The sequence below is a fragment of the Maricaulis sp. W15 genome (assembly GCF_001924955.1).
GTDB classification, from domain to species: Bacteria; Pseudomonadota; Alphaproteobacteria; order Caulobacterales; family Maricaulaceae; genus Maricaulis; species Maricaulis maris.
Genome location: NZ_LQXG01000002.1, coordinates 100,088 through 124,289, shown reverse-complemented (window position 1 = coordinate 124,289; position 24,202 = coordinate 100,088). Strand labels below are relative to the sequence as shown.

The 24,202-nt window shown below is 62.6% G+C and carries 27 protein-coding genes and 2 riboswitches; of the genes, 20 read left to right on the top strand and 7 right to left on the bottom strand.

Annotated elements, in window-relative coordinates:
* Positions 1-199: 199 nt before the first annotated feature.
* Positions 200-1,615: a metalloprotease TldD gene (gene tldD, locus AWH62_RS03470; RefSeq protein WP_075189089.1), complete on the bottom strand. Its 1,416-nt coding sequence runs from the start codon at positions 1,613-1,615 to the stop codon at positions 200-202.
* Between the two features lie 112 nt (positions 1,616-1,727).
* The gene (locus tag AWH62_RS03465) at positions 1,728-2,282 is read right to left on the bottom strand and encodes a tetratricopeptide repeat protein (protein ID WP_075189088.1); all 555 of its coding nucleotides are present in this window, start codon (positions 2,280-2,282) and stop codon (positions 1,728-1,730) included.
* Positions 2,283-2,530: 248 nt separating this feature from the next.
* Between AWH62_RS03465 and coxB the strand changes: the two genes are divergently transcribed.
* The 10 genes from coxB (at position 2,531) to AWH62_RS03415 (ending at position 10,590) form a co-directional block, all read left to right on the top strand.
* Positions 2,531-3,382, top strand: coding sequence for a cytochrome c oxidase subunit II (coxB, locus tag AWH62_RS03460; RefSeq protein ID WP_075189087.1), 852 nt, complete (start codon positions 2,531-2,533; stop codon positions 3,380-3,382).
* A 14-nt stretch (positions 3,383-3,396) separates the two neighbouring features.
* Entirely contained in the window at positions 3,397-5,031 is a 1,635-nt protein-coding gene (ctaD, locus tag AWH62_RS03455) for a cytochrome c oxidase subunit I (RefSeq protein ID WP_075189086.1), read from the top strand.
* 9 nt (positions 5,032-5,040) lie between these two features.
* Positions 5,041-6,033: a heme o synthase gene (locus tag AWH62_RS03450; RefSeq protein WP_075189085.1), complete on the top strand. Its 993-nt coding sequence runs from the start codon at positions 5,041-5,043 to the stop codon at positions 6,031-6,033.
* Positions 6,030-6,230 carry a protoheme IX farnesyltransferase gene (locus AWH62_RS03445; RefSeq protein WP_075189084.1) on the top strand — a complete coding sequence of 67 codons (201 nt, stop codon included), beginning with the start codon at positions 6,030-6,032 and terminating at the stop codon, positions 6,228-6,230. Before AWH62_RS03450 ends, AWH62_RS03445 begins: the two co-directional genes overlap by 4 nt.
* Positions 6,227-6,793, top strand: a complete 567-nt coding sequence (locus tag AWH62_RS03440) for a cytochrome c oxidase assembly protein (protein ID WP_075189083.1) — start codon at positions 6,227-6,229, stop codon at positions 6,791-6,793. The genes AWH62_RS03445 and AWH62_RS03440 overlap by 4 nt, the downstream gene beginning before the upstream one ends.
* A 70-nt stretch (positions 6,794-6,863) precedes the next feature.
* Positions 6,864-7,718 (top strand): cytochrome c oxidase subunit 3, encoded by an 855-nt coding sequence (locus AWH62_RS03435; RefSeq protein WP_075189082.1) that lies wholly within the window; start codon positions 6,864-6,866, stop codon positions 7,716-7,718.
* 74 nt (positions 7,719-7,792) lie between these two features.
* The gene (locus AWH62_RS03430) at positions 7,793-8,086 is read left to right on the top strand and encodes a DUF983 domain-containing protein (protein ID WP_233128248.1); all 294 of its coding nucleotides are present in this window, start codon (positions 7,793-7,795) and stop codon (positions 8,084-8,086) included.
* A 43-nt stretch (positions 8,087-8,129) separates the two neighbouring features.
* Positions 8,130-8,843 carry an SURF1 family protein gene (locus AWH62_RS03425; protein WP_075189080.1) on the top strand — a complete coding sequence of 238 codons (714 nt, stop codon included), beginning with the start codon at positions 8,130-8,132 and terminating at the stop codon, positions 8,841-8,843.
* A gap of 26 nt (positions 8,844-8,869) precedes the next feature.
* Complete coding sequence (locus tag AWH62_RS03420) at positions 8,870-9,448, top strand: GNAT family N-acetyltransferase (protein WP_075189079.1); 579 nt, start codon at positions 8,870-8,872, stop codon at positions 9,446-9,448.
* Entirely contained in the window at positions 9,445-10,590 is a 1,146-nt protein-coding gene (locus tag AWH62_RS03415; protein WP_075189078.1) for an EAL domain-containing protein, read from the top strand. The genes AWH62_RS03420 and AWH62_RS03415 overlap by 4 nt, the downstream gene beginning before the upstream one ends.
* Here the strand turns inward: AWH62_RS03415 and AWH62_RS03410 are convergent.
* Positions 10,581-11,009 carry a PaaI family thioesterase gene (locus AWH62_RS03410; RefSeq protein WP_075189077.1) on the bottom strand — a complete coding sequence of 143 codons (429 nt, stop codon included), beginning with the start codon at positions 11,007-11,009 and terminating at the stop codon, positions 10,581-10,583. The two genes, AWH62_RS03415 and AWH62_RS03410, sit on opposite strands and share 10 nt — an antisense overlap.
* 27 nt (positions 11,010-11,036) lie before the next feature.
* Positions 11,037-11,624, bottom strand: coding sequence for a YqgE/AlgH family protein (locus AWH62_RS03405; RefSeq protein WP_143742899.1), 588 nt, complete (start codon positions 11,622-11,624; stop codon positions 11,037-11,039).
* Between the two features lie 98 nt (positions 11,625-11,722).
* On the opposite strand from AWH62_RS03405, the gene AWH62_RS03400 reads away from it, so the two are divergent.
* From AWH62_RS03400 to AWH62_RS03380, 5 genes are all read left to right on the top strand, one after another.
* Positions 11,723-12,205: a peroxiredoxin gene (locus AWH62_RS03400; protein ID WP_075189075.1), complete on the top strand. Its 483-nt coding sequence runs from the start codon at positions 11,723-11,725 to the stop codon at positions 12,203-12,205.
* Positions 12,206-12,258: 53 nt separating this feature from the next.
* A complete protein-coding gene (locus AWH62_RS03395; protein ID WP_075189074.1) occupies positions 12,259-13,203 on the top strand; it encodes an SPFH domain-containing protein in 945 nt (314 codons plus the stop codon).
* 21 nt (positions 13,204-13,224) lie between these two features.
* Positions 13,225-13,689: an NfeD family protein gene (locus tag AWH62_RS03390; protein ID WP_233128247.1), complete on the top strand. Its 465-nt coding sequence runs from the start codon at positions 13,225-13,227 to the stop codon at positions 13,687-13,689.
* A gap of 137 nt (positions 13,690-13,826) precedes the next feature.
* A complete protein-coding gene (locus tag AWH62_RS03385; protein ID WP_075189073.1) occupies positions 13,827-14,174 on the top strand; it encodes an energy transducer TonB in 348 nt (115 codons plus the stop codon).
* Positions 14,175-14,297: 123 nt separating this feature from the next.
* Positions 14,298-17,510, top strand: coding sequence for a PAS domain-containing protein (locus tag AWH62_RS03380; protein WP_075189072.1), 3,213 nt, complete (start codon positions 14,298-14,300; stop codon positions 17,508-17,510).
* On the opposite strand, the gene rnhA is transcribed toward AWH62_RS03380, so the two are convergent.
* Genes rnhA through ispH form a run of 3 tightly spaced genes read right to left on the bottom strand, consistent with a single transcriptional unit; the run spans position 17,507 to position 19,333 of the window.
* On the bottom strand, positions 17,507-17,950 hold the full coding sequence (rnhA, locus tag AWH62_RS03375; protein WP_083634969.1) for a ribonuclease HI: 444 nt from the start codon (positions 17,948-17,950) through the stop codon (positions 17,507-17,509). The two genes, AWH62_RS03380 and rnhA, sit on opposite strands and share 4 nt — an antisense overlap.
* Positions 17,947-18,366 carry a DUF1801 domain-containing protein gene (locus AWH62_RS03370; protein WP_075189070.1) on the bottom strand — a complete coding sequence of 140 codons (420 nt, stop codon included), beginning with the start codon at positions 18,364-18,366 and terminating at the stop codon, positions 17,947-17,949. The genes rnhA and AWH62_RS03370 overlap by 4 nt, the downstream gene beginning before the upstream one ends.
* 10 nt (positions 18,367-18,376) lie before the next feature.
* A complete protein-coding gene (ispH, locus tag AWH62_RS03365; protein ID WP_075189069.1) occupies positions 18,377-19,333 on the bottom strand; it encodes a 4-hydroxy-3-methylbut-2-enyl diphosphate reductase in 957 nt (318 codons plus the stop codon).
* A gap of 113 nt (positions 19,334-19,446) precedes the next feature.
* Here ispH and AWH62_RS03360 point away from each other — a divergent pair, with 113 nt between their 5' ends.
* The 5 genes from AWH62_RS03360 (at position 19,447) to gcvH (ending at position 24,192) form a co-directional block, all read left to right on the top strand.
* Positions 19,447-20,025: a hypothetical protein gene (locus tag AWH62_RS03360; RefSeq protein WP_075189068.1), complete on the top strand. Its 579-nt coding sequence runs from the start codon at positions 19,447-19,449 to the stop codon at positions 20,023-20,025.
* A 4-nt stretch (positions 20,026-20,029) separates the two neighbouring features.
* The gene (argS, locus tag AWH62_RS03355; protein WP_075189067.1) at positions 20,030-21,796 is read left to right on the top strand and encodes an arginine--tRNA ligase; all 1,767 of its coding nucleotides are present in this window, start codon (positions 20,030-20,032) and stop codon (positions 21,794-21,796) included.
* A gap of 153 nt (positions 21,797-21,949) precedes the next feature.
* Positions 21,950-22,336 (top strand): hypothetical protein, encoded by a 387-nt coding sequence (locus AWH62_RS03350; protein ID WP_075189066.1) that lies wholly within the window; start codon positions 21,950-21,952, stop codon positions 22,334-22,336.
* An 87-nt stretch (positions 22,337-22,423) separates the two neighbouring features.
* A riboswitch (glycine riboswitch) is annotated at positions 22,424-22,513 on the top strand.
* Positions 22,514-22,516: 3 nt separating this feature from the next.
* Positions 22,517-22,632: riboswitch (glycine riboswitch) on the top strand.
* 61 nt (positions 22,633-22,693) lie between these two features.
* Complete coding sequence (gene gcvT, locus AWH62_RS03345) at positions 22,694-23,791, top strand: glycine cleavage system aminomethyltransferase GcvT (protein WP_075189065.1); 1,098 nt, start codon at positions 22,694-22,696, stop codon at positions 23,789-23,791.
* Positions 23,792-23,826: 35 nt separating this feature from the next.
* Positions 23,827-24,192, top strand: coding sequence for a glycine cleavage system protein GcvH (gene gcvH, locus AWH62_RS03340; RefSeq protein ID WP_075189064.1), 366 nt, complete (start codon positions 23,827-23,829; stop codon positions 24,190-24,192).
* Positions 24,193-24,202 lie beyond the last annotated feature (10 nt).

The window sequence follows — 24,202 nt, the reverse complement described above, 5'->3', positions numbered from 1 at the left end:
GTGCTCTAGGGGTGACGCGCCGGTGGCGCTAGGTAAGCTTCCGTAAGGTTGGTCACAGACCCGTTATGCCGCACCTGCTCAGTCGGGATGCGCCTCTCGACAAGTCATTGAACAGGTTCGGTTTATTATCGCGCCGGGTCCGCGCTGGTCTTGTAATAAATCGGATATGAAATTTTGGTCAGGTCCGAAATCAGCCCTTTCAGCCGCCTGAACCACCGACCGTCAGGCCGGAAATTTTCAGGCTTGGCTGGCCAACGCCGACCGGCACGCCCTGGCCGGCCTTGCCGCAGACGCCGACGCCCGGATCCATTTCGAAATCATCGCCGATCATGGTGATCTGGGTGAGGGCGGTCGGACCGTCGCCGATCAGCGTCGCGCCCTTGACCGGTGCCACGATCTTGCCGTCCTGGACGCGATAGGCCTCGGTGCACTGGAAGACGAATTTGCCGGAGGTGATGTCGACCTGGCCGCCGCCGAAATTCACGGCATAGATGCCGTCCTTCAGACTTTCGACCATTTCCTCGCGCTTGTGCTGACCGGCCAGCATGTAGGTGTTGGTCATGCGCGGCAGCGGCGGATGGGCATAGGATTGGCGACGACCATTGCCGGTCGGCGTCTGACCCATCAGGCGGGCATTCATGCGGTCCTGCATATAGCCGGTCAGGATGCCGTCCTCGATCAGGACCGAGCGTTCGGTCGGCGTGCCTTCATCATCAATGGTCAACGAACCGCGCCGTTCCGGCATGGTGCCGTCATCGATCACGGTGACACCCTTGGCGGCGACCTGCTGGCCCATGCGGCCGGCAAAGGCGGATGAGCCCTTGCGGTTGAAATCGCCTTCCAGCCCGTGGCCGACAGCTTCGTGCAGCAATACTGCTGGCCAGCCGGAGCCAAGCACGACATCAAACACGCCGGCGGGTGCGTCCACTGCGTCCAGATTGACCCGGGCAATGCGCAGCGCCTCGTCGGCCAGGGGTTTCCAGGCATCCGGCGTGATCCAGCGATCAAATTCGGCGCGCCCGCCAGCGCCGGCCGAGCCGGTTTCGCGGCGACCCTTGCGCTCGACCGTCACCGAGACGTTGAGGCGGACCAGGGGGCGGATGTCGGTTTTCAGATCACCATCGGCGCGCAGGATCGACACCGAGCGTTTGGCGCCGGCGATCGAGGCCGAGACCTGGACCACACTGGCGTCCTTGGTCCGGCAATAGGCGTCGATTTCCTGCAGCAAGGCGGCCTTGGTCTCGAAACCGGGGCGGGCGACCGGGTCGATCGCGTCATAGAGTTTGCGATTGGTGCCGGCGGGTGGTGGTGCCAGCACGCCGGCATGGCCGCGCTTGACTGCAGCGGCCGCTTCGGCAGCGCGTTTGACCGCGTCCAGGCTGGGATCGGAGGAGTGGGCATAGCCAAAGGCCTCGCCAGCCACGCAGCGCAGGCCGAAGCCGCGCGACGAATCGAGGTTGGCGGCTTTCAGGCGGCCATCGTCGAAGACGAGTGATTCGGCGACCTCGGTCTCAAGGAAGAGTTCCCCGTCATCGGCGCCGCGCAGGGCGTCATGCAGAATCGGCTGCACGCTATCGGCATCAAAATCGAACTGGCTGATCGGATCATCGGACATGATGCGCGCACTCCCGGGGGTTTCTCGACATCATACATAGTCGAGGCAGCCCCGGGGGTGAACACACCGCCCTGCAGTCCGGGCAGTCAACGCGGCCGGTTTCCGCTCCCGGTCAGCGTGAATTGACGCGGAACCGGGCAAGCTCGGCGTCCGGTTGCTGCCAACCGGGCCGCAAATGGCGAGCCTGCCGATAGGAATCATAGGCCGCAGCCAGCTCTCCGAGTGCTTCCAGTGCGACGCCCCGGTTGAACCAAGCATCGGCCTCGCTGTCGCCGCGGCCCCGGATCGCAATATCCGCTTCAGCGACCGCTTCCTGATACCGGCCGAGGCGAATGAGCGCGCTCGACCGGTTCACGGCGAGCACTGCGGTGGGGATTATGTCCATGCGTTGTGCCGCGTCGAAGTCGGCAATGGCGTCCGTGGCGCGGCCGCGATGAATGTTCAATATGCCGCGATTGACCAAAGTCGCAGCTCGATCACGGCGCGTGACACGGATGTCCTGCATCGCCATGTCGCAGTCACGAAGGGACGCCGTGTCGTCACGCTGGTGAAGGGCGTGGTCGTAACAGGTGGCGGCCGGTGAACGCCCGAGCACCAGAAGCTGGGCGTCGGCAGGGCCGGTACTCATACAAACCATCAGGGCGGCGAGTGAGACGAATAGACGCATCGGTCGCTCCTTTCCGTTGCTGTGAACCGCTCCATGATAAGCTCAGAAGGAAATAACCGGTGATCATAACTTCGCGAGCTGGGCATGCGGCCTTTTACAGACGGGTTTTCTCCTGTAAGGCGGCGCCCAGTGTGAATGACACGAGAAAAAATGCCGTTGATGGCCTGACAGGGCAGGAGACGGTCTCTATATTCCGCCGCCATCGGTGGGGGATTCCCGCCTTAATGCCTGACTTGTATGGGGAAGCCATGCGATTCCTGACCGCACTTGCGCTCACTTGGACGACTTTCGCCGCCGGCGCGTTCGCCACGCCCGGCCAGCCGACTGACGGAGCGCTGGGCTTTCAGCCTGCCGTGACGCCAATCATGGAGGAGGTCGTCTCCTTCCATAACATCCTGCTGGTGTTGATCACCGTGATCACGCTTTTCGTGATGGGCCTGCTGATCTACGTCATGATCCGCTACAACCGGAAGACCAATCCGACGCCTTCCAAGAACAGCCACAACACGCTGCTCGAAGTCGTCTGGACGGCCGTGCCGGTGCTGATCCTGATCGGGATCGCGATCCCGTCCTTCCCGCTGCTCTACATGCAGGACGAGATCCCGCCGGAAATCGACTTCACGCTGAAGGCAACCGGCAATCAGTGGAACTGGTCCTATGAGTATCCCGACCATGAGGTTGCGGAATATTTCTCGAACATGGTCGAGGAAGAGGACCTCCAGCCGGGTCAGCTGCGCAATCTGTCGGTCGACTATCCGCTGGTGGTGCCGGTCAATGCGACGGTCCGCCTGCAGGTGACGGCCTCGGACGTGATCCACAACTGGGCCATGCCGGCTTTCGGCACCAAGATGGACGCCATTCCGGGCCGCATCAACGAAGCCTGGTTCCAGGCGACGCAGGAAGGCGTCTACTACGGTCAGTGCTCGGAGCTGTGCGGTCTGCGCCATGCTTTCATGCCGATCGAAGTGCATGTCGTTCCCCAGGACGTCTTCGACGCCTGGATCGCGGCCAAGGCCGAGGACGAATACTCCGAGGCCGCTGACGCGATCATTGCTCAATACACTGCCGCGCGGGAAACGCGCCTGGCGCAACTCGACTAGGGATGGGCTGAACCATGTCTGCTGACGCCGCAACGCACGACGATCACACTCCCAGCATGTGGGACTGGCGCCGCTGGGTGCTGTCCACCAACCACAAGGACATCGGCACGATGTACCTGGTCTTCGCGATCTTCGCGGGGATCATCGGTGGTGGCCTGTCCGGCCTGATCCGCTGGGAATTGATGGAGCCGGGTCTCCAGGTCTTCACGGGTGAGGATACCGGCTGGGGTGCCATTTTCGGCAATGCCCACAATTATAACGTCGTGACCACGATGCACGCCCTGATCATGATCTTCTTCATGGTCATGCCGGCGATGATCGGTGGTTTCGGCAACTGGTTCGTGCCGCTGATGATCGGCGCGCCCGACATGGCCTTCCCGCGCATGAACAACATCTCCTTCTGGCTGCTGCCGGCCTCGTTCGCGCTGGCCCTGATGTCGATGTTCGTGCCGGGTGCCGGTGCCGACTTGGGCTTTGGCGGCGGCTGGGTGCTCTACCCGCCGCTCTCGACCTCCGGCCATAATGGTCCGGCAATGGATCTTCTGATCCTGTCGCTGCACATTGCCGGTATCTCGTCGATCCTCGGTGCCATCAACTTCATCACCACGATCTTCAACATGCGCGCACCGGGCATGACCATCCACAAGATGCCGCTATTCGTGTGGTCGGTGCTGGTGACGGTCTTCCTGCTGCTGCTGTCGCTGCCGGTTCTGGCCGGCGCCCTGACCATGCTGCTGACCGACCGTAATTTCGGCACGGCCTTCTTCGCGCCGGAAGGCGGCGGCGACCCGGTGATGTATCAGCACCTGTTCTGGTTCTTCGGTCACCCGGAAGTCTACATCCTCATCCTGCCCGGTTTCGGCATCATCTCGCACATCGTCTCGACCTTCTCGCGCAAACCGATCTTCGGCTATCTCGGGATGGCCTATGCGATGGTGGCAATCGGCTTCATCGGCTTCATCGTGTGGGCGCACCACATGTACACCGTCGGCATGCCGGTTGATCTGAAGGCCTATTTCGTGGCTGCGACCATGGTCATCGCGGTGCCAACGGGCATCAAGATCTTCTCCTGGATCGCCACCATGTGGGGCGGCTCGATGGAATTCCGGACCCCGATGATGTGGGCGATCGGCTTCATCTTCCTGTTCACCGTGGGTGGTGTGACCGGTGTGGTGCTGGCCAATGCCGGCGTCGACCAGCCCCTGCACGACACTTATTACGTCGTGGCCCACTTCCACTACGTGCTGTCGCTGGGTGCGGTGTTCGCGATCTTTGCCGGCTGGTACTACTGGTTCGAGAAAATTTTCGGCGTGAAGTACAATTCCTGGATGGCCCGGGCGCAGTTCTTCTTCTTCTTCATCGGCGCCAATGTGATCTTCTTCCCGCAGCACTTCCTGGGTCTGCAGGGCATGCCGCGCCGTTATGTCGACTACGCCGACGGTTTCGCGCTGTGGAACTATGTCTCCTCGATCGGTTATCTGATCATGCTGGTCGGCATGGTGCTGTTCTTCGCCGTGCTGATCGATGCGATCATCCGTCGTCGCAAGGCTGAGGCCAATCCGTGGGGTGAAGGCGCAACCACGCTGGAGTGGACCCTGTCCTCACCGCCGCCCTTCCACCAGTTCTCGGAACTGCCGAAGATCAAATAGGACGGACACTTGGACACCATCGTGACCCCAAGCGACCATCGCGCAGAGGGCGAGGCTGTTTCGACAGCCTCGCCCCGCGACTATTTTGACCTGATGAAACCGCGGGTGATGACGCTGGTCGTCTTCACTGCCTTTGCCGGCCTCATCGCGGCACCGGTCGATGCCGATCCCTTCCTGGCCTTCATGTCCATCCTCTGCCTGGCCGTCGGTGCCGGCGCGGCGGGCGCGTTGAACATGGCCTATGACGCCGATATCGATGCCACCATGCAGCGCACGCGCAAGCGTCCGATCCCGCGCGGCGTGGTCTCGGTGGCCAATGCCTATGGTTTTGGTGTTGTTGCCGCGATCCTGTCGGTGCTGCTGATGGCGCTGGCGAGCAATTATCTCGCGGCCGGCCTGCTGGCCTTCTCGATCTTCTTCTATGCCGTCATCTACACGATGATCCTCAAGCGCTCGACGCCGCAGAATATCGTGATTGGCGGCGCGGCCGGCGCCTTCCCGCCGATGATCGGCTGGGTCGCGGTGACGGGCGAGATTTCGCTCGATGCGGTCATCCTCTTCATGATCATCTTTTTGTGGACACCGCCGCATTCCTGGGCGCTGGCGCTCTACAAGTCCGGCGACTATGCCGCGGCCAATGTGCCGATGATGCCGGTCGCCAAGGGCGCCAAATCGACCCGGCTGCAAATCCTGCTCTATTCCGTTGTGCTGGTGATCTTCGCCGGCGCACCGGTGCTGACCGGGCTGGGCGGCGCTGTCTATGGCGCAACCTCGGTTGGCGGCGGCGCGCTCTTCCTGCTGCTGGCCTGGCGGATCTTCCGCTCACGCGCCGGCGAGGCGGGCTCGGCGGAAGAAGGCGCGCTTTATGCCGTCCGCGCCGGCGACAAGGCGGCGCGTGACCTGTTCGCCTACTCCATCGGTTACCTCACGGTGCTATTTGCCGCATTGATTGTTGAGCATGCATTTGGTGCATATGTGGCCATTCCCGGAGTGAGCCCATGACGCAAGACAATCATCTGACGAGTGCCCGCGAAGGTCAGCCGACCGGCGAGAGCCTCAAGCTGACGCCGGAGCAGGAAGCCGCCCGCAAGAAACGCAATGTCGTGATCGCCTGGTCGCTGGTTGCGTTCATGGTCGCTGTCTTTGCGATCACCGTGGTGCGCCTGAGCGAGAATATCGCGACGGGGGCGGGAGCATGATCCGCCGTCCGCTGAACAAGAATGCGCGCGTCGCCGTCTTTGCAGCACTGACCGCAGCGCTGATGGTCGGTGCGGCCTATGCCGCGGTGCCGCTTTACGACCTGTTCTGCAAGGTCACGGGTTATGGCGGCACGACCCAGGTCGCGGTCGGCGAGGCCGGCGAGATCCTGGACCGTGAAGTCACTGTCTATTTCGACGCCAACACCAATCGCAACCTGCCCTGGAGCTTCGAGCCGGCGCAGCGTTCGATCACGGTGCGGGTCGGCGAAACCGCGCTCGCCTATTACACGGCGACGAATAATTCCAGCCAGCCGGTGACCGGTGTGGCGACCTATAATGTCGCGCCCTACAAGGCGGCGGCCTATTTTTCGAAACTGGAATGTTTCTGCTTCACCGAGCAGACATTGCAGCCGGGCGAGAGCATCGAGATGCCGGTCCTGTTTTTCGTCGATCCGCTGATTGATGAAGAACAGCGCATGGATGATGTCGCTTCGATCACCTTGTCCTATACGTTTTTTGAGTCCCAAGACGGGGCCTCGGCCAACGCCGACGCCGCGCCTTAGCATTGAACCTTTCAGGTGTGCCGCGTATCAGGGGCACACTTCGCTGATTTGAGATCGCAGGAGATTCGCGATGGCTGGGCATGCTGCCAAACACGACTACCACCTGGTTGACCCGAGCCCGTGGCCGTTTGTGGGCTCGGTGGGCGCCTTCCTTCTGGCCATCGGTGCCGTCGGCAACATGGCCGGCCTGGTCCACGCCGAACATCCGGTCGCCTTCATGTATGCGGAAGGTTCCTGGGGCGGCCTCGCACTCGGCTTCGCCATCGTCATCTGGACGATGATCGGCTGGTGGGGCGACATGATCAAAGAGTCCAAGCGCGGCGACCATACGGCCGTTGTCGATATCGGCATGCGCTATGGCATGATCCTGTTCATCGCCTCGGAAGTCATGTTCTTCGTGGCCTGGTTCTGGGCCTTCTTCGAATACGCCATCTTCCACGATGTCCGCATTGATCCGGCGCTGGCCACCTGGCCGCCGGCCGGGGTCGAGACCTTCAATCCCTGGCACATCCCGCTGATGAACACGCTGATCCTGCTGCTCTCGGGCACCACGGTCACCTGGGCCCACCACGCCCTGCAGCATGATGACCGCAAGGGCGCCATCAACGGCCTGATCGTCACAGTGATCCTGGGGGCCTGTTTCACCGCCCTGCAGATCGTCGAATATGCCGAAGCCGGCTTTGCCTTCTCGATGGCCGATGGCGGCAATCTCTATGGCTCGACCTTCTTCATGGCGACCGGCTTCCACGGCGCGCACGTGCTGATCGGGACCATCTTCCTCGCCGTCTGCCTGTTCCGCCTGCTGGCCGGCCAGATGAGCGCGAAGAAGCATTTCGGTCTCGAAGCCGCCGCTTGGTACTGGCACTTCGTTGACGTGGTCTGGCTCTTCCTGTTCGCCTTCGTCTACGTGGTCTATCAGGGCTGATAATCGACATGGACAAACCCTCCCCGTTTTCGACAGGCCTTCAGGGGCGCTGCCCGAAATGCGGGGAGGGGGCCATGTTTGACGGCCTCCTGAAAATCGCGCCGCGCTGTGATGTCTGCGGCGCTGATTTCGAAAGTGCCGATGTCGGCGACGGGGCGTCGGTCTTTGTCCTGTTCATCGTCGGCTTTCTGGCCATGGTCCTCTTCCTCCTGGTCGAGGCCGCTTTCCACCCGGCCTGGTGGGTTCACGCGCTGCTTCAGCTCCCCTTCGTGCCGGTCGCGTGCATCGTGACCCTGCGTCCGATCAAGGGGCTGCTGTTTGCGCTGCAATTCCAGCATGACGCCCAGGAGGCGCGGCTGGACGATTGAGGTCGGCTGCCGGCCCCGCCCCAGGTGATGGACACCAACCGACATGCCCCGCTTCCGGCCGCTCCCGCTGCTCACCGTCTTCACCATCGCCAGCCTCGCCTTGCTGGCCTGGTTGGGCACTTGGCAGATGCAGCGCATGGCCTGGAAGTCCGAGCAGATAGCGGCTTGGCAGACGCGTGGTGACGCTGTCAGCTTCCGCGACGCCCTGTGTGCGCCAAGCGGTGATGTCTTCTCGCCGCCGGTGACCGGCCCGGTGCCGCTGACCGGCGAGACGCTGCGGTTTTACACCATGCGCGAGAGTGCCGGCTGGATGCGGCTGGCCCTGATGCCGGCGCCGGCCTGCGAAGCCGGTTCGCCGGATCGCTACCTGCTGATTGAAGTGGCGTTCGAGGACTTGCAGTCGGCGCAGCAAGTCACGGCGCGGCGCTGGCGCATTGAAACACCACCCGGCGGTACTGTTTTCAGTCCGCGAAACGATCCGGATACCAATCAGTGGTATACCCTTGATGCAGACGCGATGGCGGCGGCGCTTGGCATCCCCTCTGACAGCTTGCTGCCGGTCTGGGCCCGCGCCGATACCGGCATGCCGCCTTCGCTGAGCCGGACGCCGCCGGCCAAGCATTTGGGTTACGCCCTGACCTGGTATGGTCTGGCGCTGGCCCTGATCGGGGTGTATCTCGCCCTGCACGCCAGCCGCGGACGGCTGCGACTTACCGCGCCATCGCAAGATGGCGACAAGATCAAGAAGGCGGACTAGTATCCGCCCCGACCTGGAGATGGAATTTGGCAGTCTGGCGCGAAACTTCCTGGGACGAGACCCTGACCGGACAGGGCATAAGGCTGCGAGCCCCGACCCTGTCTGACTATGAAGACTGGGCCAAGCTGCGCAGCGCCTCGCGGACCCATACCGAGCCCTGGGAACCGGCCTGGACCAGCGACGAACTGTCCAAGGGCGCTTTCCGCCGCCGTATCGAACGCTATCAGGCCGACCGAGAGGGCGGGCTGGGTTATCCCTTCTTTGTGGTGCGATCGCGTGACGACGTTCTGTTGGGGGCCTGCAATCTGAACAATGTCCGGCGCGGCGTCCTGCAATCGGCCGATATCGGTTATTGGATCGGCTCGCCCTATGTCCGCAAGGGGCATACCCGCGCCGCGGTGCGCCGGATGCTGGCCTTCGCGTTTGACGAATTGCGGTTGCACCGTGTCGAAGCGGCCTGCCAGCCATCCAATACCGCGTCGCGCACCTTGCTTGAATCGGTCGGATTCACGCTTGAGGGTCGGTCGCGCGCCTTTCTCAACATTGCTGGCGATTGGCGTGACCACGACCGTTTTGCCATCATCGCCACCGACCCGCGCCAATGACCGAAACGGGGTTTGAAGCCGGCGTCAGGGCCGCAGGCGCGGTGGCGTTTGCCTGTGACACGGATATCGGCCAGGTGCGCCTGACCGGCGATGCCGCGGCCTTCGGTCTCGAAGCCGCGACGATGGACTGGCAGGCCTTTCTCGACCGTCTCGGTCCCGCCGATCAGATCCGCCTGTCGGACGCCATCGCGCAGGATCATGTTGATCTGCGTATCCGGCTGATCGGGGCCGGTGGTCAACTTTCCTATGTCCGCCTGCTCGGCCGCCGCAACGGGTCGGGTCGGGTTGAGGGCCTGATGACTCCGGCCGGCGCAACCCGCGACCTGGCGGGCCGGATCGGCGAGGAACACGCGCTGGCCAATGGCGTCGACAATGGCGAAGTCCTGGCCTGGTACCAGCCGATCATCGCCCTCGACACCGGACGCCTGGCCGGTTTTGAGGCCTTGGCTCGCTGGGACCGGCCCGGCGTTGGCGTGTTGGCCCCCGATGATTTCCTGGTGATGGCCGGCGAGCTCGACCTGCTCAACCGTATCAGCACCAAAGTGCGAGGTCATGCCGCCGCCGACCTGTCGTCCTGGCGGGTGGCGCATCCGACGGCCCACAACATTTTCATTTCCGCCAATGCAACGGTCAGCGAGCTGGTTGATCCGGCGTTCGTGACCGGCCTTCTGAAAGTTGTTTCGGACGCGAAGCTTCCAGCCGGCGCCTTCAAGCTGGAGATCGCCGAAACCGAGATCATGCAGGATCCGGATATGGCCGCAGCCGCCATGCAGCGCCTCAATGGCGGCGGCGTCTCACTGGCGCTTGATGATTTCGGCACCGGCTATTCCTCGCTGGCCCGGCTCGACATGCTGCCGTTCGACGTGGTCAAGATCGACCGCTATTTCATCCGTGCCATGGCGGGTGATGAAGCCGCCGGGACCGTTGTGAAGTCGGTGATTCAGCTGGCCACGCATTTCGGTATGAAAGTGGTCGCCGAAGGAATCGAGAATGCCGCCGCCGCAGAGCGGCTTGCCGCCATGGGCTGCCAATACGCGCAGGGCTATCGCTATGCCGGTGCGCTGGCACCCGATGCGGCCGAGAAAGCCGTTGTCGAAGGCGTCAGCGGCCGCTTTCTGCCGCCACTTCCGGCTCAGGCCTGACTGCGCAAACGCTTCAACGTGCCGGAAAAGTTCAGGCAGGGCGTGCCGTCGGCCGTGATCAGCCCGCGCACAAAAATCAGCGATCCGCCGGCCCGTAACACCTCGCCGCGCGCCTCGATCAATTGTCCTTCGCTGGCACCGGCGATGAATTCGGAGGTGAAGGCGACGGTGACGCCATAGCCGGACGGGGCGAGGGCTTCGTGGGCGATGCCGAACAGGGCGAAGTCGGCAAAACTCATCAGGCAGCCGCCATGAACCGCGCCCATCCCGTTGAGATGGCGGCGTTCGGCGCGAAACGCCATTTCAGGCCCCTCGGCGCCCACCCGCATGTGGAAGGGTCCGGCTGTCTGTTCAAACGGGTCGTCGGGCCAGATGCGCCAGCCGGCGAACTCGCCGGTTTCTACGATTAGAGGAGCCATGATGGGTGTCCGGACTGAGGGCGACGGTCAGGCGTGACCGGAAAGGGCGGAGAGGTGTTCGGGGCTGACGCCGATCAGATCGAGTGCCCGCTGCCATTTGTCGGCATCGCCGGTGTCGAAGACAAGGGTCTCGTCCAGCTCGATCACCAGCCAGGCATTGGCGGCCAGTTCCTGTTCCAGCTGTCCGGCACCCCAGCCGGCATAGCCCAGCGCCAGAAGGCTGCGCCGCGGCGGGTGCGATGAGGCAATCGCGTCGAGCACGTCCTTGGTCGCGGTGAGGCCGATGCGCGGACTGACGGGCAGGGTGGCTTCGAGGCTGGAATAGTCCCGCGTGTGCAGCACAAAGCCGCGATCCTGATCGACCGGACCGCCAATCAGCACCGGCGTGTCGGGCGCGGGCCGGATACCGTCGACGCCCAATTGCTCAAACAATTCAGGCAGGCGCAGATCATCGGCCGGCTTGTTGATGACGATCCCCATCGCGTGGTCCGGGCTGTGATCGCACATCACGATGACGGTGCGGTCAAAGCGCGGATCGCCAATGCTCGGCGTTGCAATCAAAAGCTTGCCGCCGAGGAAGGTCTCGTCCACATCTGTCGAACTAGCAGGGGCCATGGCTGCCATGTTCCCCCCAAATGGGGGATGCGTCCAGCCGGGTTCCCGCTATCTTGCCGTGCGGATACCCGCCATTACTGATCCACAGGAGAATTGCCATGACCATTTCGGTCGGAGATCGCCTTCCCGCCGCCACCTTCATGACCATGACGGCGGACGGCCCGAACAAGCTGAGCACGGATGACGTGTTTGCCGGCAAGACCGTCGCCCTGTTCGCGGTGCCGGGTGCCTTCACGCCGACCTGTTCGGCCAAACACCTGCCGGGCTTTGTCGAGAAGGCCGCTGAAATCCGCGCCAAGGGCGTCGACACGATCGCCTGCCTGTCGGTCAATGATGTCTTCGTCATGGACGCCTGGGGCAAGTCCCAGAATGCCGGTGATGATGTCGTGATGTTGGCAGACGGCAATGGTGAGTTCGCCAAGGCGGTCGGCCTGGAAATGGACGGCACCGGCTTTGGCATGGGCGTGCGGGCACAGCGTTTTTCCATCCTGGTGAAGGATGGCGTGGTGGCCGAGCTCAATGTCGAGGCGCCGGGTGAATTCAAGGTATCGTCGGCCGACCACATTCTCGGCCAGCTCTAGGCCTTTCCGGCCGCCTCCCTGCGGGAGGTTCAACATAAAAACTGGGGGTTCGCATGGACTTTGGATTGATCGGTATTGGTGTCCTTTTCCTGCTGGCACTGTTCATCATCGCGTCGGTGATCAAAACGGTGCCGCAGGGCAAGGAATTTACCGTCGAGCGTTTCGGACGCTTCACGCGAACCCTCAAACCCGGCCTCCACTTCCTGATGCCATTTGTCGACACGGTCGGCTACAAGATGAACATGCGCGAGCGCGTGCTCGACGTGCCCAATCAGGACGTCATCACCAAGGACAATGCGACGGTTTCGGTCGACGCGGTTGTCTTCATCCAGGTGCTGGACGCGCCGCGGGCGGCCTATGAGGTCGATAATCTCGACTTCGCGATCATCAACCTGTCGCTGACCAATGTGCGGACGGTGATCGGTGCGATGGACCTGGACGAGACCCTGTCCAAGCGTGACGAGATCAATGCGCGCCTGCTCAGCGTCATCGATGCGGCCACCAATCCCTGGGGCGCCAAGGTCACCCGCATGGAAATCCGCGACCTGTCGCCACCAGTCGACATCACCGAGGCCATGGCCCGGCAGATGAAGGCCGAGCGCCTGAAACGCGCCGAGATCCTGGAAGCGGAAGGCTCGAAACAGTCTGCCATCCTGCGCGCAGAGGGTGAGAAGGAAGCCGCCATCCGCGAGGCCGAGGGCCGCAAGGAAAGTGCTTTCCTGGACGCCGAGGCCCGTGAGCGGGAAGCCGAAGCCGAGGCCCGCGCGACCCAGATGGTGTCGGATGCCATCAGCAAGGGCGATGTGTCGGCCATCAACTACTTCCTCGGCCAGAAATACATCGAGGCCTTCGGAAAACTGGCAACCAGTGACCAACAACGCACGGTCATCATCCCGGCGGAGTTCTCCAACATCCTGTCGACGATCACGGGTGTCGGTGAACTCGGCAAGGCGGCCCATGACGCGGTCTCCGAAGCGACCCGCAAGGGCGAGGTCTGATTTGGTTGAGAAGGAGATGTCATGATGGATCTGTTGTTGTCGGTCTTTGACCGCATGAATCTCTGGGCCTGGTGGGCGATCTCCGGCGTGATCCTGATCGCCGAACTGCTCACCGGCACCACCTATCTCCTGTGGCCGGCGGCTGCGGCCTTCCTGACCGGTTTTGTGGCGCTCGAAGTGCTCGGCGTGAGCTGGCCGGTCCAGCTGGTGGTCTTCGCCATGCTGTCGGTGGTCCTGCTGTGGGCGGGCGATCGCTGGGTCCGTCCGGCGATGAAGGCCGGTGCCGGCAGCGGGCTGAACGACCGGTCCTCCCGCATGGTTGGCCAGCGGGTCGTCGTTGTTGCCGACTTCGCGGCCGGTCGAGGCCGGGTGAAATTTGGCGACAGCGAATGGGCCGCCGAGACGTCGGACGGGAGTGATCCGGCAAGCGGTGCGACGCTGACCATTGAAGCGATCAATGGCGTGGTACTGACGGTTGTTTCGTAAGTGAAGTAAAGGAGCGAGCTCTGTGCATATCATATGACAGGGTTCGTTCAATTTTTAGCGTTTCGAGAAAGCGCATCGCAATTTCATCGGCCTACACCCCGCTCGCAGTCGTAACCAACAACGCCCGAGTGAGCGCCATGAAAAACGAATTCCTCTCCGCCCTTGTCTGTCTGTCCGCCATTGCCGCCCCCGTCGCCCTGAGCGCCCCGGCCTCTGCCAATAACGGCCCCGAGCGCGAAAGCGTCGAGCTGGTTGCCCCGGAATACCCGCGTGGCGCCGAACGTCGCGGCATTGAGGGCTCAGTTCGCATTGCCTATTCGATCGACGCTGACGGCAATGTCGTGAACGCCCAGATCGTCGAAGCCAGCCCGGAAGGCGTTTTTGATCGCGCCGCGCTTGCCGCGATCGAAAACTGGCGTTACGCGCCGGCCGCCGCCCAGACCGATGGTCACTCCCGTGAACTGGAATTCCGCCTCGGCGAGTAAGCTTGCTTAACCCAGCCGTGACTGAAGAGCCGCCCCGGCCCGGGCGGCTCTTTACGTTTTCTTGCCCATTTCCGCCGAGGCTGAACGTTTCGATTGCCAGTAACGCCAGCCACGGACCCCGTCATGCCGGAAATCTGCGAAGAAGATCGCCTTGCAGCGCTGCATGCGCTGGGTCTGCTCGACACCGGTGTTGAGGCGGGATACGAGGCGATTACCGATCTGGTGACAGCGGTGACCGGCGCCCGCATGGCGGCCGTCTCGCTGGTCGATCGTGACCGGCAATGGTTCAAGTCGGCCGTCAACCTGCCGGCCCGAGAGACACCGAGATCCTGGGCTTTTTGTCATCACGCGATCCAGCAGGATGATGTCTACGAAGTGCATGATGCACGGACCAATCCGTTGTTCGCGGACAATCCACTCGTTACCGGCGAACCCCATATCCGCGGGTATGCCGGCGTGCCGATCAGTCTCCCGACGGGGGAGAAACTGGGCACATTGTGTGCGATCCACGACGCTCCCCTGGCCCTGGATGAGAGCGCACGAAACCGCCTCATATCATTGGCGCGGATGATTGAGGAACTGATCCGGGAGCGCACGGATGCGCGTGAACACGAACGCCTCGCACTGGTTGCCCGTCACACCCACAATTCGGTCGTGATCACGGACCGTGATGGTGAGATTGACTGGGTGAACCCGGCCTTCGAACGCTTGTCCGGCTATGAGCTTGCTGAGGTCCGCGGTCGCTTGCCTGGCACGTTCCTCCTGTGCCCGAACTCCGATCCCGGCGCCATAAAGACGCTGGCTGAGGCGGTCCGGGACGGCACGGAATGCCAAGTGGAACTCGTCAACCGCGCCAAGACGGGTGCCGAGTATACCATTCTCATCGAGCTGACACCCATTCGGGACGAGGGCGGGCATTGTACCGGCTTCATGTCAGTCCAGACGGATATCACCGCGCAGATCGAGACGCGGGAACGGCTGAGCCGGGCGCTGCGCGAAACCCAGTCCCTGATGGACGTCATCCGGCAACACACTGTGTTCAGTGTGACCGACCCGGCCGGTGTCGTCACTGATGTCAATGACGCGTTCTGCCGACAAAGCGGGTACTCGAAGGAAGAAATTCTCGGCAAGACGCATCAGTCCCTGCTGAGCTCAGGCATGCATTCGGACGCGTTCTGGGCGGAGATGCGATCGACGATCAAGGCCGGCCGACCCTGGCGCGGGGAAATCTGCAATCGCAACAAGTCCGGCGAGCTGTTCTGGGTCGATTCAATCGTCGCGCCGCAGATGAATGCGGACGGCGAAATCGAGCGCTACATATTCATCCGCTTTGACATCACGAACCGCAAACACGTTGAAGCCGGTCTGGCCGCCAGCCAAAGGCAGCTTGAGGCATCGCTGGAACGACTCTCGGCGGTCACCGAATTGGGCGGGATCGGGAGTTGGGAAGTCGATCTCGACACGATGACGCCGATCTGGGACGACATCACTCGCAAAATCCACGAAGTCGATACGGACTATGTTCCGAACATGGACACCGCGATCGATTTCTATGCACCGGAGAGCCGCGGGCCGATCTCGGAAGCGGTTGCACATTGCATTGAAACCGGTGAGCCGTGGGACTTGGAGCTTCCGCTGATTACAGCGAAAAACAGGCGAGTCTGGGTTCGCGCGGTCGGTCGCCGGGTCCTCCGGGACGGGAAGCCGATCCGCTTGGTCGGCTCGTTCCAGGACGTGTCTGAACGTCGCGAACGCGAGGAAGAAGTGCGTCTCATATCGACGAGACTCGAAGTCGCGCTTGAGAGCTCCGGCATTGGCGTCTGGGACGTCTGCCCGCCAACCGGCGAATATCATTGGGATGATGGCAGTCGCCGCTTGTTCGGCATCGCCGACGATTCGCCCAATCCTGCGCCGGATGACTGGGTCAACGGGATACACCCGGATGATCGTGAGGGCGTATCGGCAGCCTTGGCGAACGCCTACGCATCCAAAACCCATGTCCGACGTGAGTATCGCTATCGCCGGTCCGATGGCGGTTACCGGCACATCCGCTCCTTCGGGGTCTATCGGGAGCGCCTTGATGCGCCGCCGATCATCACCGGCGTTCATATGGACGTGACGGCCGATATCGAGCAGGCCGCCGCCCTGGAACTCGCCCGCGAACGCGCTGAGAGCGCCAGCCATGCGAAGTCCCAATTCCTTGCGAATATGAGCCATGAAATCCGGACGCCGCTCAATGGCGTTCTGGGCATGACACAGGTCCTCCACATGACCGAGCTGACCGAACAGCAGTCACGGCATGTCGAAACCATTCGCAGTTCCGGCCAGGCATTGGCTGATCTCATCGACGACATCCTGGATATCTCGAAGATCGAGTCCGGCATGATCGAGCTTGAGCAGCGGGCGTTCGAGATGCCGGAACTGGTCGCGATGGTCAGCGATATCACGCGGTTGCGCGCGCAGGAGAAACAGCTCGCGCTGGATACGTCCCTGGCGCCGGACGTCGCGAAAGTTGTCGTGGGTGACGAAAAACGGTTGCGGCAAATCCTGATCAATATCGTCGGCAATGCCGTGAAGTTCACCGATAGCGGCCGGGTCAGCATCGATATTCGTGCCGGGGACGGCGATCTGGTCCAGTTTCGGATCAGTGATACCGGGCCGGGAATTGAACCGGGCCATCTCGCCAGTATTTTTGACCGCTTTGCCCAGGCCGATAATTCAATCACGCGCCAATATGGCGGCACCGGCCTGGGACTCGCCATTTGCCACGAACTGGTGACCTTGATGGGCGGTGAGATCGGGGTCGAGAGCGTGCCCGGCGAAGGCTCGACCTTCTGGTTCAATCTTCCCCTTCCGGCCGCCGACGATCAAGACTTGTCCAAGACGCCGGTCATGACTTCGCGTCAGACCGGCGACGACAATACGGGACGCCGGATTTTGGTGGTCGACGATGTGCAGGCCAACCTGATGGTGCTCACAGCCCTGCTGCAGAGCAATCAGTACGAGATCATGACGGCGGGCAATGGGCGTGAGGCCCTCGACCTGCTCGATGCCAACCGTTTCGACGCCGTGTTGATGGATATCCAGATGCCCGTGATGGCGGGAGATGAGGCGATCCGGCGTATTCGCGCGTCCGGGACCAGCCATGCCGACATCCCGATTTTTGCCCTCACCGCCGACGCGACCCGGGCAACACGGGAATTGTGCGCGCGTATCGGCGCAACCGGCTATTTCACCAAGCCGCTGAACTTGCCGGATGTGCTGGACGCCTTGCGGCGCGAGACCGCGGACGCGCCTGGCGCGGGGACAGGTGGCGGACAGTCGCGCTACGGCTAGCGCCCGCGCGCTTCGGCGAGGCCTTCGCGGGCGAGTTCGTCGGCGCGCTCATTGCCGGGATCTCCGGCATGGCCTTTCACCCAGCGCCAGTCGATCGTGTGCGTCCTGGTAAGATCGTCGAGCCGCTGCCACAAATCGACATTCTTGACCGGTTTCTTGTCGGCGGTTTTCCAGCCCCGCTTCTTCCAGCCATGGATCCATTTGGTGATGCCGTCGCGCAGATAGACGCTGTCGGTGATCAGGATGACGGAGCGGTCGGCTTTCTTGAGCGCTTCCAGGGCCTGGATGGCCGCCATCATTTCCATGCGGTTATTGGTGGTGTCGGCCTCGCCGCCCTTTAATTCCTTGCGGTGGCCATTCCATTCCAGGATCGCCCCCCAGCCGCCGGGGCCGGGATTGCCGGAACAGGCGCCGTCCGTGTGGATGGTGATGGTGCTCACAACGGGTATTTCCTCGCCATGTCATCAAGACCGGCCTCAATGATTTCTTCAAGGACGGCCATGTCGACATCGGCCAGCTTGTTGATGTAGAGGCATGATTTGCCGATCTTGTGCTTGCCGAGGCGGGCGAGCTTGTCGGAATAGTCGGCATAGCCGGGCATGATGTAGAGGACGAGATTGGCTTTGCGCGGCGAAAAGCCCGTGCGCATGAAATCGCCTTCGCGTCCACTTTCATATTGGTAGTGATACTCACCGAAACCGATGATGGACGGTCCCCACATGCGCGGCTGCCAACCGGTTATCCGTTGCATCACGGCCAGCATGGTTTCGGCGTCGGCGCGGCGGGTCGGGTTCTCGATGCTGGCAATAAATTCAGACGCTGATGTCGCGCTCGGCTGGGTCTTGTTCTCGGCCATGATGCCCTCCTCAGGCGACGACGCGGGGAAGTTTGAAAACAACATCCTCATCAGTGACGCGGATGTCTTCGAGGCTGATATCATAGCGCGTCCGGAAGGCTTCGATCAGCCCTTCGACGAGGTCTTCCGGCGCCGAGGCGCCAGCGGTGATGCCGACGGTGCGGATGGCGCCGAGACTGTCCCAATCGACATCGGCGGCGCATGAAACCAGGGCCGCCCGACGGGCGCCGGCACGCTGGGCGACTTCGACAAGGCGGACCGAGTTGGAGGAATTGGGCGATCCGATCACGAAGACAATATCGCTGCGCGGCGCCATCGCCTTGACCGCAGCCTGACGATTGGTGGTGGCGTAACAGATGTCTTCCTTGTGCGGCGCCTTCATGTCGGGAAAGCGCGCGTGCAGGGCCTCGACAATGGCCGAGGTGTCGTCGACCGATAGCGTGGTCTGGGTGACAAAGGCGATCCGCGCCGGGTCCTTCGGCTCGAAACGGCCGGCATCTTCGACGGTCTCGACCAGGCTGATGGCGCCATCAGGCAATTGACCCATCGTGCCGACCACTTCCGGGTGACCGGCATGGCCGATCAGGATGATTTCATCCCCATTGGCAAAATGGCGTTGGGCTTCAACATGGACCTTGGAGACCAGCGGGCAGGTGGCGTCGACATAGATCATTTCGCGACGTTCCGCTTCGGCCGGCACGGTCTTGGGCACGCCATGGGCCGAGAAGACGACCGGGCGGTCGGTCGGGCATTCATCCAGCTCTTCCACGAAAACGGCGCCCAAGGCCTCCAGCCGTTCGACGACATGGCGGTTGTGAACGATCTCGTGGCGGACATAGACCGGCGCGCCGAAGCGTTCGATCGCGCGCTCGACGATCTGGATTGCCCGGTCGACACCGGCGCAGAAGCCGCGCGGAGCAGCACGCAATATGGTCAGCGGGGGGCGGGGTGTCGCGGTCACGCTCATCTCTCCTTCAGCGATGGCGTTGCGGAAGCGGCATCTCCATCGTATGACCGTCCTAACAAAGTGCCCGGGTCCAAGCCAGCGGCCGGGTCTGTTTCCAGGACAGGTAGTACATAATGTCGTTCAAATCCGCGCGTTCTCTTGCCCTCATTGCCGCGATGTCCGGCTTGCTGTCCTCGTGCCAGAGCGTCACGAACGTGCTGGCGGACCCGGAACCGAATGCCGGCCCGTGCCCGTCAGCCCTGTCGCTTTACGATGCCCATCGTATCGTCGAGCTGCGTGATGGCGAAGTGGCATATGAGAATGTCGGATTTACCGGCGAAGTGCTCGCGGTGCGCTCCTTGTGCAGCTATTACGGGGAACGACCGATCCTGGCCAATCTGGAGATCGACTTCGGTTTTGGACGTGGTCCCGCAGCCCAGGGTCGCGAGCGCACCTATGAGTTTTTTGTCGCCATCACCCGACGCGACATGGCTGTGATTGAAAAGGAAATCTTCCCGATCCGGGTCCGTTTCGATGCGGATGAAGATCGGGTATTCCTGACCGAGACCATTGATGCCATCTCCATCCCGCGTGCCGATGAGGGCACGTCGGGGACCAATTTCGAGATCCTGGTCGGCTTTGAGCTGACCGATGAACAACTCGCATTCAACCGCTCCGGCCAGCGTTTCCGCGTGGCAGCCGGCCAGGACTAAACTCATGCCGTCTATTGCCGATCAGCTCAGCAGCGTGCTGGGCGACGCGTTTGCTTCCCTCGAGCTTCCGCGTGAGCTGGGCCGTGTGACGCCGTCCAAGCAGAACCCGGAAGTCTTTCCTTTCCAGTGCAATGGCGCCATGCCGGCGGCCAAGCAGGCGAAGACCAATCCGCGCGAACTGGCCACCAAGCTGATCGAGGCGCTGCACGGCATCCCGCAGATCGGCGCTGCCGAGATTGCCGGCCCCGGCTTCATCAATTTGCGTCCCGCCGATCATCTCTACGGTGAGCGCGCCGCCGAGATCGCTGCCGATGAGCGCGCGGGCGCGCCGCTGACTGATGCGCCGAAGACGGTGATGATCGATTTCGGTGGCCCCAATGTCGCCAAGCCGATGCATGTCGGCCATCTGCGGTCCTCGGTGCTCGGCGACAGCCTGCAACGTCTGTTCCGCTTCCGCGGTGACAAGGTCGTGTCCGACATCCATCTCGGCGATTGGGGCCTGCAGATGGGTCATCTGATCACCGAGCTGCGCCAGGAACAGCCGGACCTGGTCTATTTCAATGCCGATCATGCGGGCGACTACCCGTCTGAGCCACCGGTCAATATCGAGGACCTGGCGCGCCTTTACCCCCAGGCCTCCGCTGCTGCCAAGGCCGATCCGGCGCGGCTGGAAATCTCCCGCACCGCGACCGCCGAACTGCAGGCCGGTCGGGCCGGTTACCGCGCCTTGCTGCGTCATTTCATCGAGGTCTCTGTTGCCGCCCTGAAGCGCGATTTCGGAGCGTTGGGTGTGCATTTCGACCTGTGGAAGGGCGAGAGCGATGTCGATCCCCTGATCCCCGGCCTGGTCGAGGATTTCAAGGCCCGCGGCGTGGCCGAACAGAGCGAGGGCGCCTGGGTTGTCCGTGTGGCCCGCGACGGTGACAAGAAGGAGCTGGCGCCGCTCATCCTCGTCACATCCGGTGGTGCATCGCTTTATGGAACCACCGATCTGGCAACCATTCTCGACCGCAAGCAATCGGTCGGTCCGGACCTGACCCTCTATGTCGTCGATTTGGCCCAATCTGACCATTTCGAGCAGGTTTTCCGCGCGGCTGAAAAAGCCGGTCTGGCCGCCGAAGGCGCACTGGAGCATGTGAAATTCGGTACCGTCAACGGCACCGACGGCAAGCGCTTGCGGACCCGCGATGGCGGCACCTTCCGTCTCGCCGACCTGATTTCCAGCGCCATCGAACGCGCCGATGAACGCCTCAAGGAGGCGGGTCTTGCTGCCGATGTCGGCGCCGAAGAGCATGATCGGGTCGCCCGGATGGTCGGACTGGCGGCGATCAAGTTTGCCGATCTGCAGAATTACCGGACCACGAATTACGTCTTCGATCTCGACCGCTTCACCAGTTTCGAAGGCAAGACCGGCCCCTACCTTCTCTACGCCGCCGTGCGCGTGAAATCCCTGATGCGCCGGGCTGAAGAGGCCGGCGTGAAGCCGGGCAGGATCGCGATTGACGCCCAGGAAGAGCGCGATCTCCTGCTGGCGCTCGACGCCTTTGGTGCCGCCCTCGACCAGGCGATCGACAACCGCGCGCCCAACGCCATCTGCGACCATGCTTTCACGCTGGCCCAGGCCTTCTCGAAATTCTACGCCGCCTGCCCGGTCCTGGTCGCCGAAGACGACGCCGTGAAGGCCTCCCGCCTGGCGTTGTCGCAAGCCACGCTGAAACAGCTCGAGCTGTGTTTGCACCTGGTGGGACTCGAGGCGCCGGAGCGGATGTAACTCCACCCTTCCTTCTCCCTTGGGAGAAGGTGTCGCGCAGCGACGGATGAGGGGGATAAGCGACCTGTCCTGCGGACCTTCCTCCCCCGATCAGGGGAGGGCAGGCGGCGGATGATCGGCTAGACTTCCCGTCAACCCGGGAGGAGAAATGCCATGTTCGTCAGCCTGATTGTCGGCCTCGCCGGCCTCGCAGCAACCGAGTTTCCGGATGATCCGGAGCAGTATTCAGTCTGGATGCAGCAGGCCTGCCGGATCCAGCAGGTTGGACATTCCGGCGGCGAACCGGTTGATCACACGGAGTTTTGTGCCTGTTTCGACACCGCTCTGCGTGAAGCGGCCAGTCCGGCTATCTACAGGGTTTTCGCGCTGGGGTCGCAGGGTGCGGTCCGTGAGCAGGGCATGATCGAGGACTGGGAGGCGGCACGCGATACCGCTGCGGTCGAGGCGGCCGCCTTGCCGCCAACTGACCAGGCCCAGTTTACCTCACTGCTCCAGGGCGGGCTCGGTCGCTGCATGCACCTGTCCCATCAGGGCGAATAAACCGTTTTGTGACATTGACTCTCGGTCCCGGATTCATAGAGTCCGGCGCAATAGCAAAACCCGCCTGAAACCGGGTGATGCAAGACCAAACTCCCCGCGGGAGAGACCGGCGAATATGCCGGCGCCGAAGGCGCAACCGCCCCGGAAACGCTCAGGCCAAGGGACCGCGGGAGAGTAAAACGCTGGAAAGCGGGTGAGGGATCAGTCCCTTGCCCCACCGACGGAGCAAGTGCGGCCGGTCCCGATCGGGGGGCGTCCACGGCGCGCACGGAATCTCTCAGGTATTCGGGACAGCGGGGGCGATCAGCTTGCAGGCCTTGCCGGGCGTGCAGGATCGCACCCTTGCAAGGACCCGACATGACCGAAACCCTCCACAAGACACCGCTCCACGCCCTCCATGTCGAGCTTGGCGGCAAGATGGTGCCCTTTGCCGGCTATGACATGCCGGTCCAATACCCGCTCGGCATCATGGGCGAGCACAAGCATTGCCGCGAACAGGCCGGCCTGTTCGACGTCTCGCATATGGGCCAGGCGCGCTATGTTGGTGATGAGGCGGCGCTGGAAGCGCTGTTGACCTGCGACCTGTCCGAGATCGGGGCCGGTGAACAGAAATACACGCTGCTGCCCAATGAGCGTGGCGGGATACGCGACGATTTGATGGTCTCGCGTCCGGACGGCAATGGTATCTATCTGGTCGTGAACGCCGCGACCAAGGACGCCGATTTCGCCCATATCGAAGCGGCGACGGCTGGCAAGGGCATACTGACCCGCATCCCCGAGCGCGCGCTTCTCGCGCTGCAGGGGCCAGCCGCCAAGGACGTCATGGCACGGCTGTGCCCTCAGGCCTGCAAGATGGTCTTCATGCAGTGCGGCGTGTTCACGCTGGACGGTGTCGACGTGATGATGTCGCGCTCGGGCTATACCGGCGAGGACGGGTTCGAGATTTCCATTCCGGAGGCTGATGCCGACCGCATTGCTCGCCTGCTGCTGGCCCAGGATGAAGTCGCAGCCATCGGACTTGGTGCGCGCGACAGCCTGCGTCTGGAAGCCGGGCTTTGCCTTTACGGCCATGACATGGACGAGAACCGTACCGCAGTCGAAGCCTCGCTGATCTGGGCCCTGGCCAAATCGCGCCGCGAACGCGGCGATTTCCCCGGCGCCGACGTGATCGCAAAGCAGATCGAGGACAAGACCTGCCAGAAGCGGGTCGGCCTGACGCTGACCGGTGCTCCGGCCCGTGAAAGCGCCGAGATCGCCGACAAGTCCGGCAAGATCATAGGCATCGTGACCTCCGGCGGCTTCGGTCCGAGCGTGAATGGTCCGGTCGCCATGGGATATGTGGATCGCGATTTCATGGCGTCGGGCACCGAAGTCGACATCCTCGTGCGCGGCAAGCCGCGCGCCGCCACCATCACCAAATTGCCGTTCGTACCGGCGAATTTCTATCGGGGCTGAGGCCCGATCATCTTTCTGGGGCAGGAGATAAACCCATGACCACGCGTTACACCGAAGACCATGAATGGATCACCGTTGACGGCGATATCGCCACTGTCGGCATCACCGCTTTCGCCGCCGGCCAGCTGGGCGATGTCGTCTTCGTCGAGCTTCCCGAAATCGGCAAGACCCTCGCCAAGGGCGACGAGTTCGCGGTCGTCGAATCGGTGAAAGCCGCCTCCGAGGTCTATGCCCCGGTCGATGGCGAGATCACCGCCATCAATGACGCGCTCGAAGGCGAGCCGGCCAAGGTCAATGAAGACGCCACCGGCGAGGGCTGGTTCGTCAAGATCAAGCTGTCCGACGCCGCCCAGCTCGACGGCCTGATGGACGAAGCCGCGTACAGCGCTCATACGGCGTAAAGGATGACTG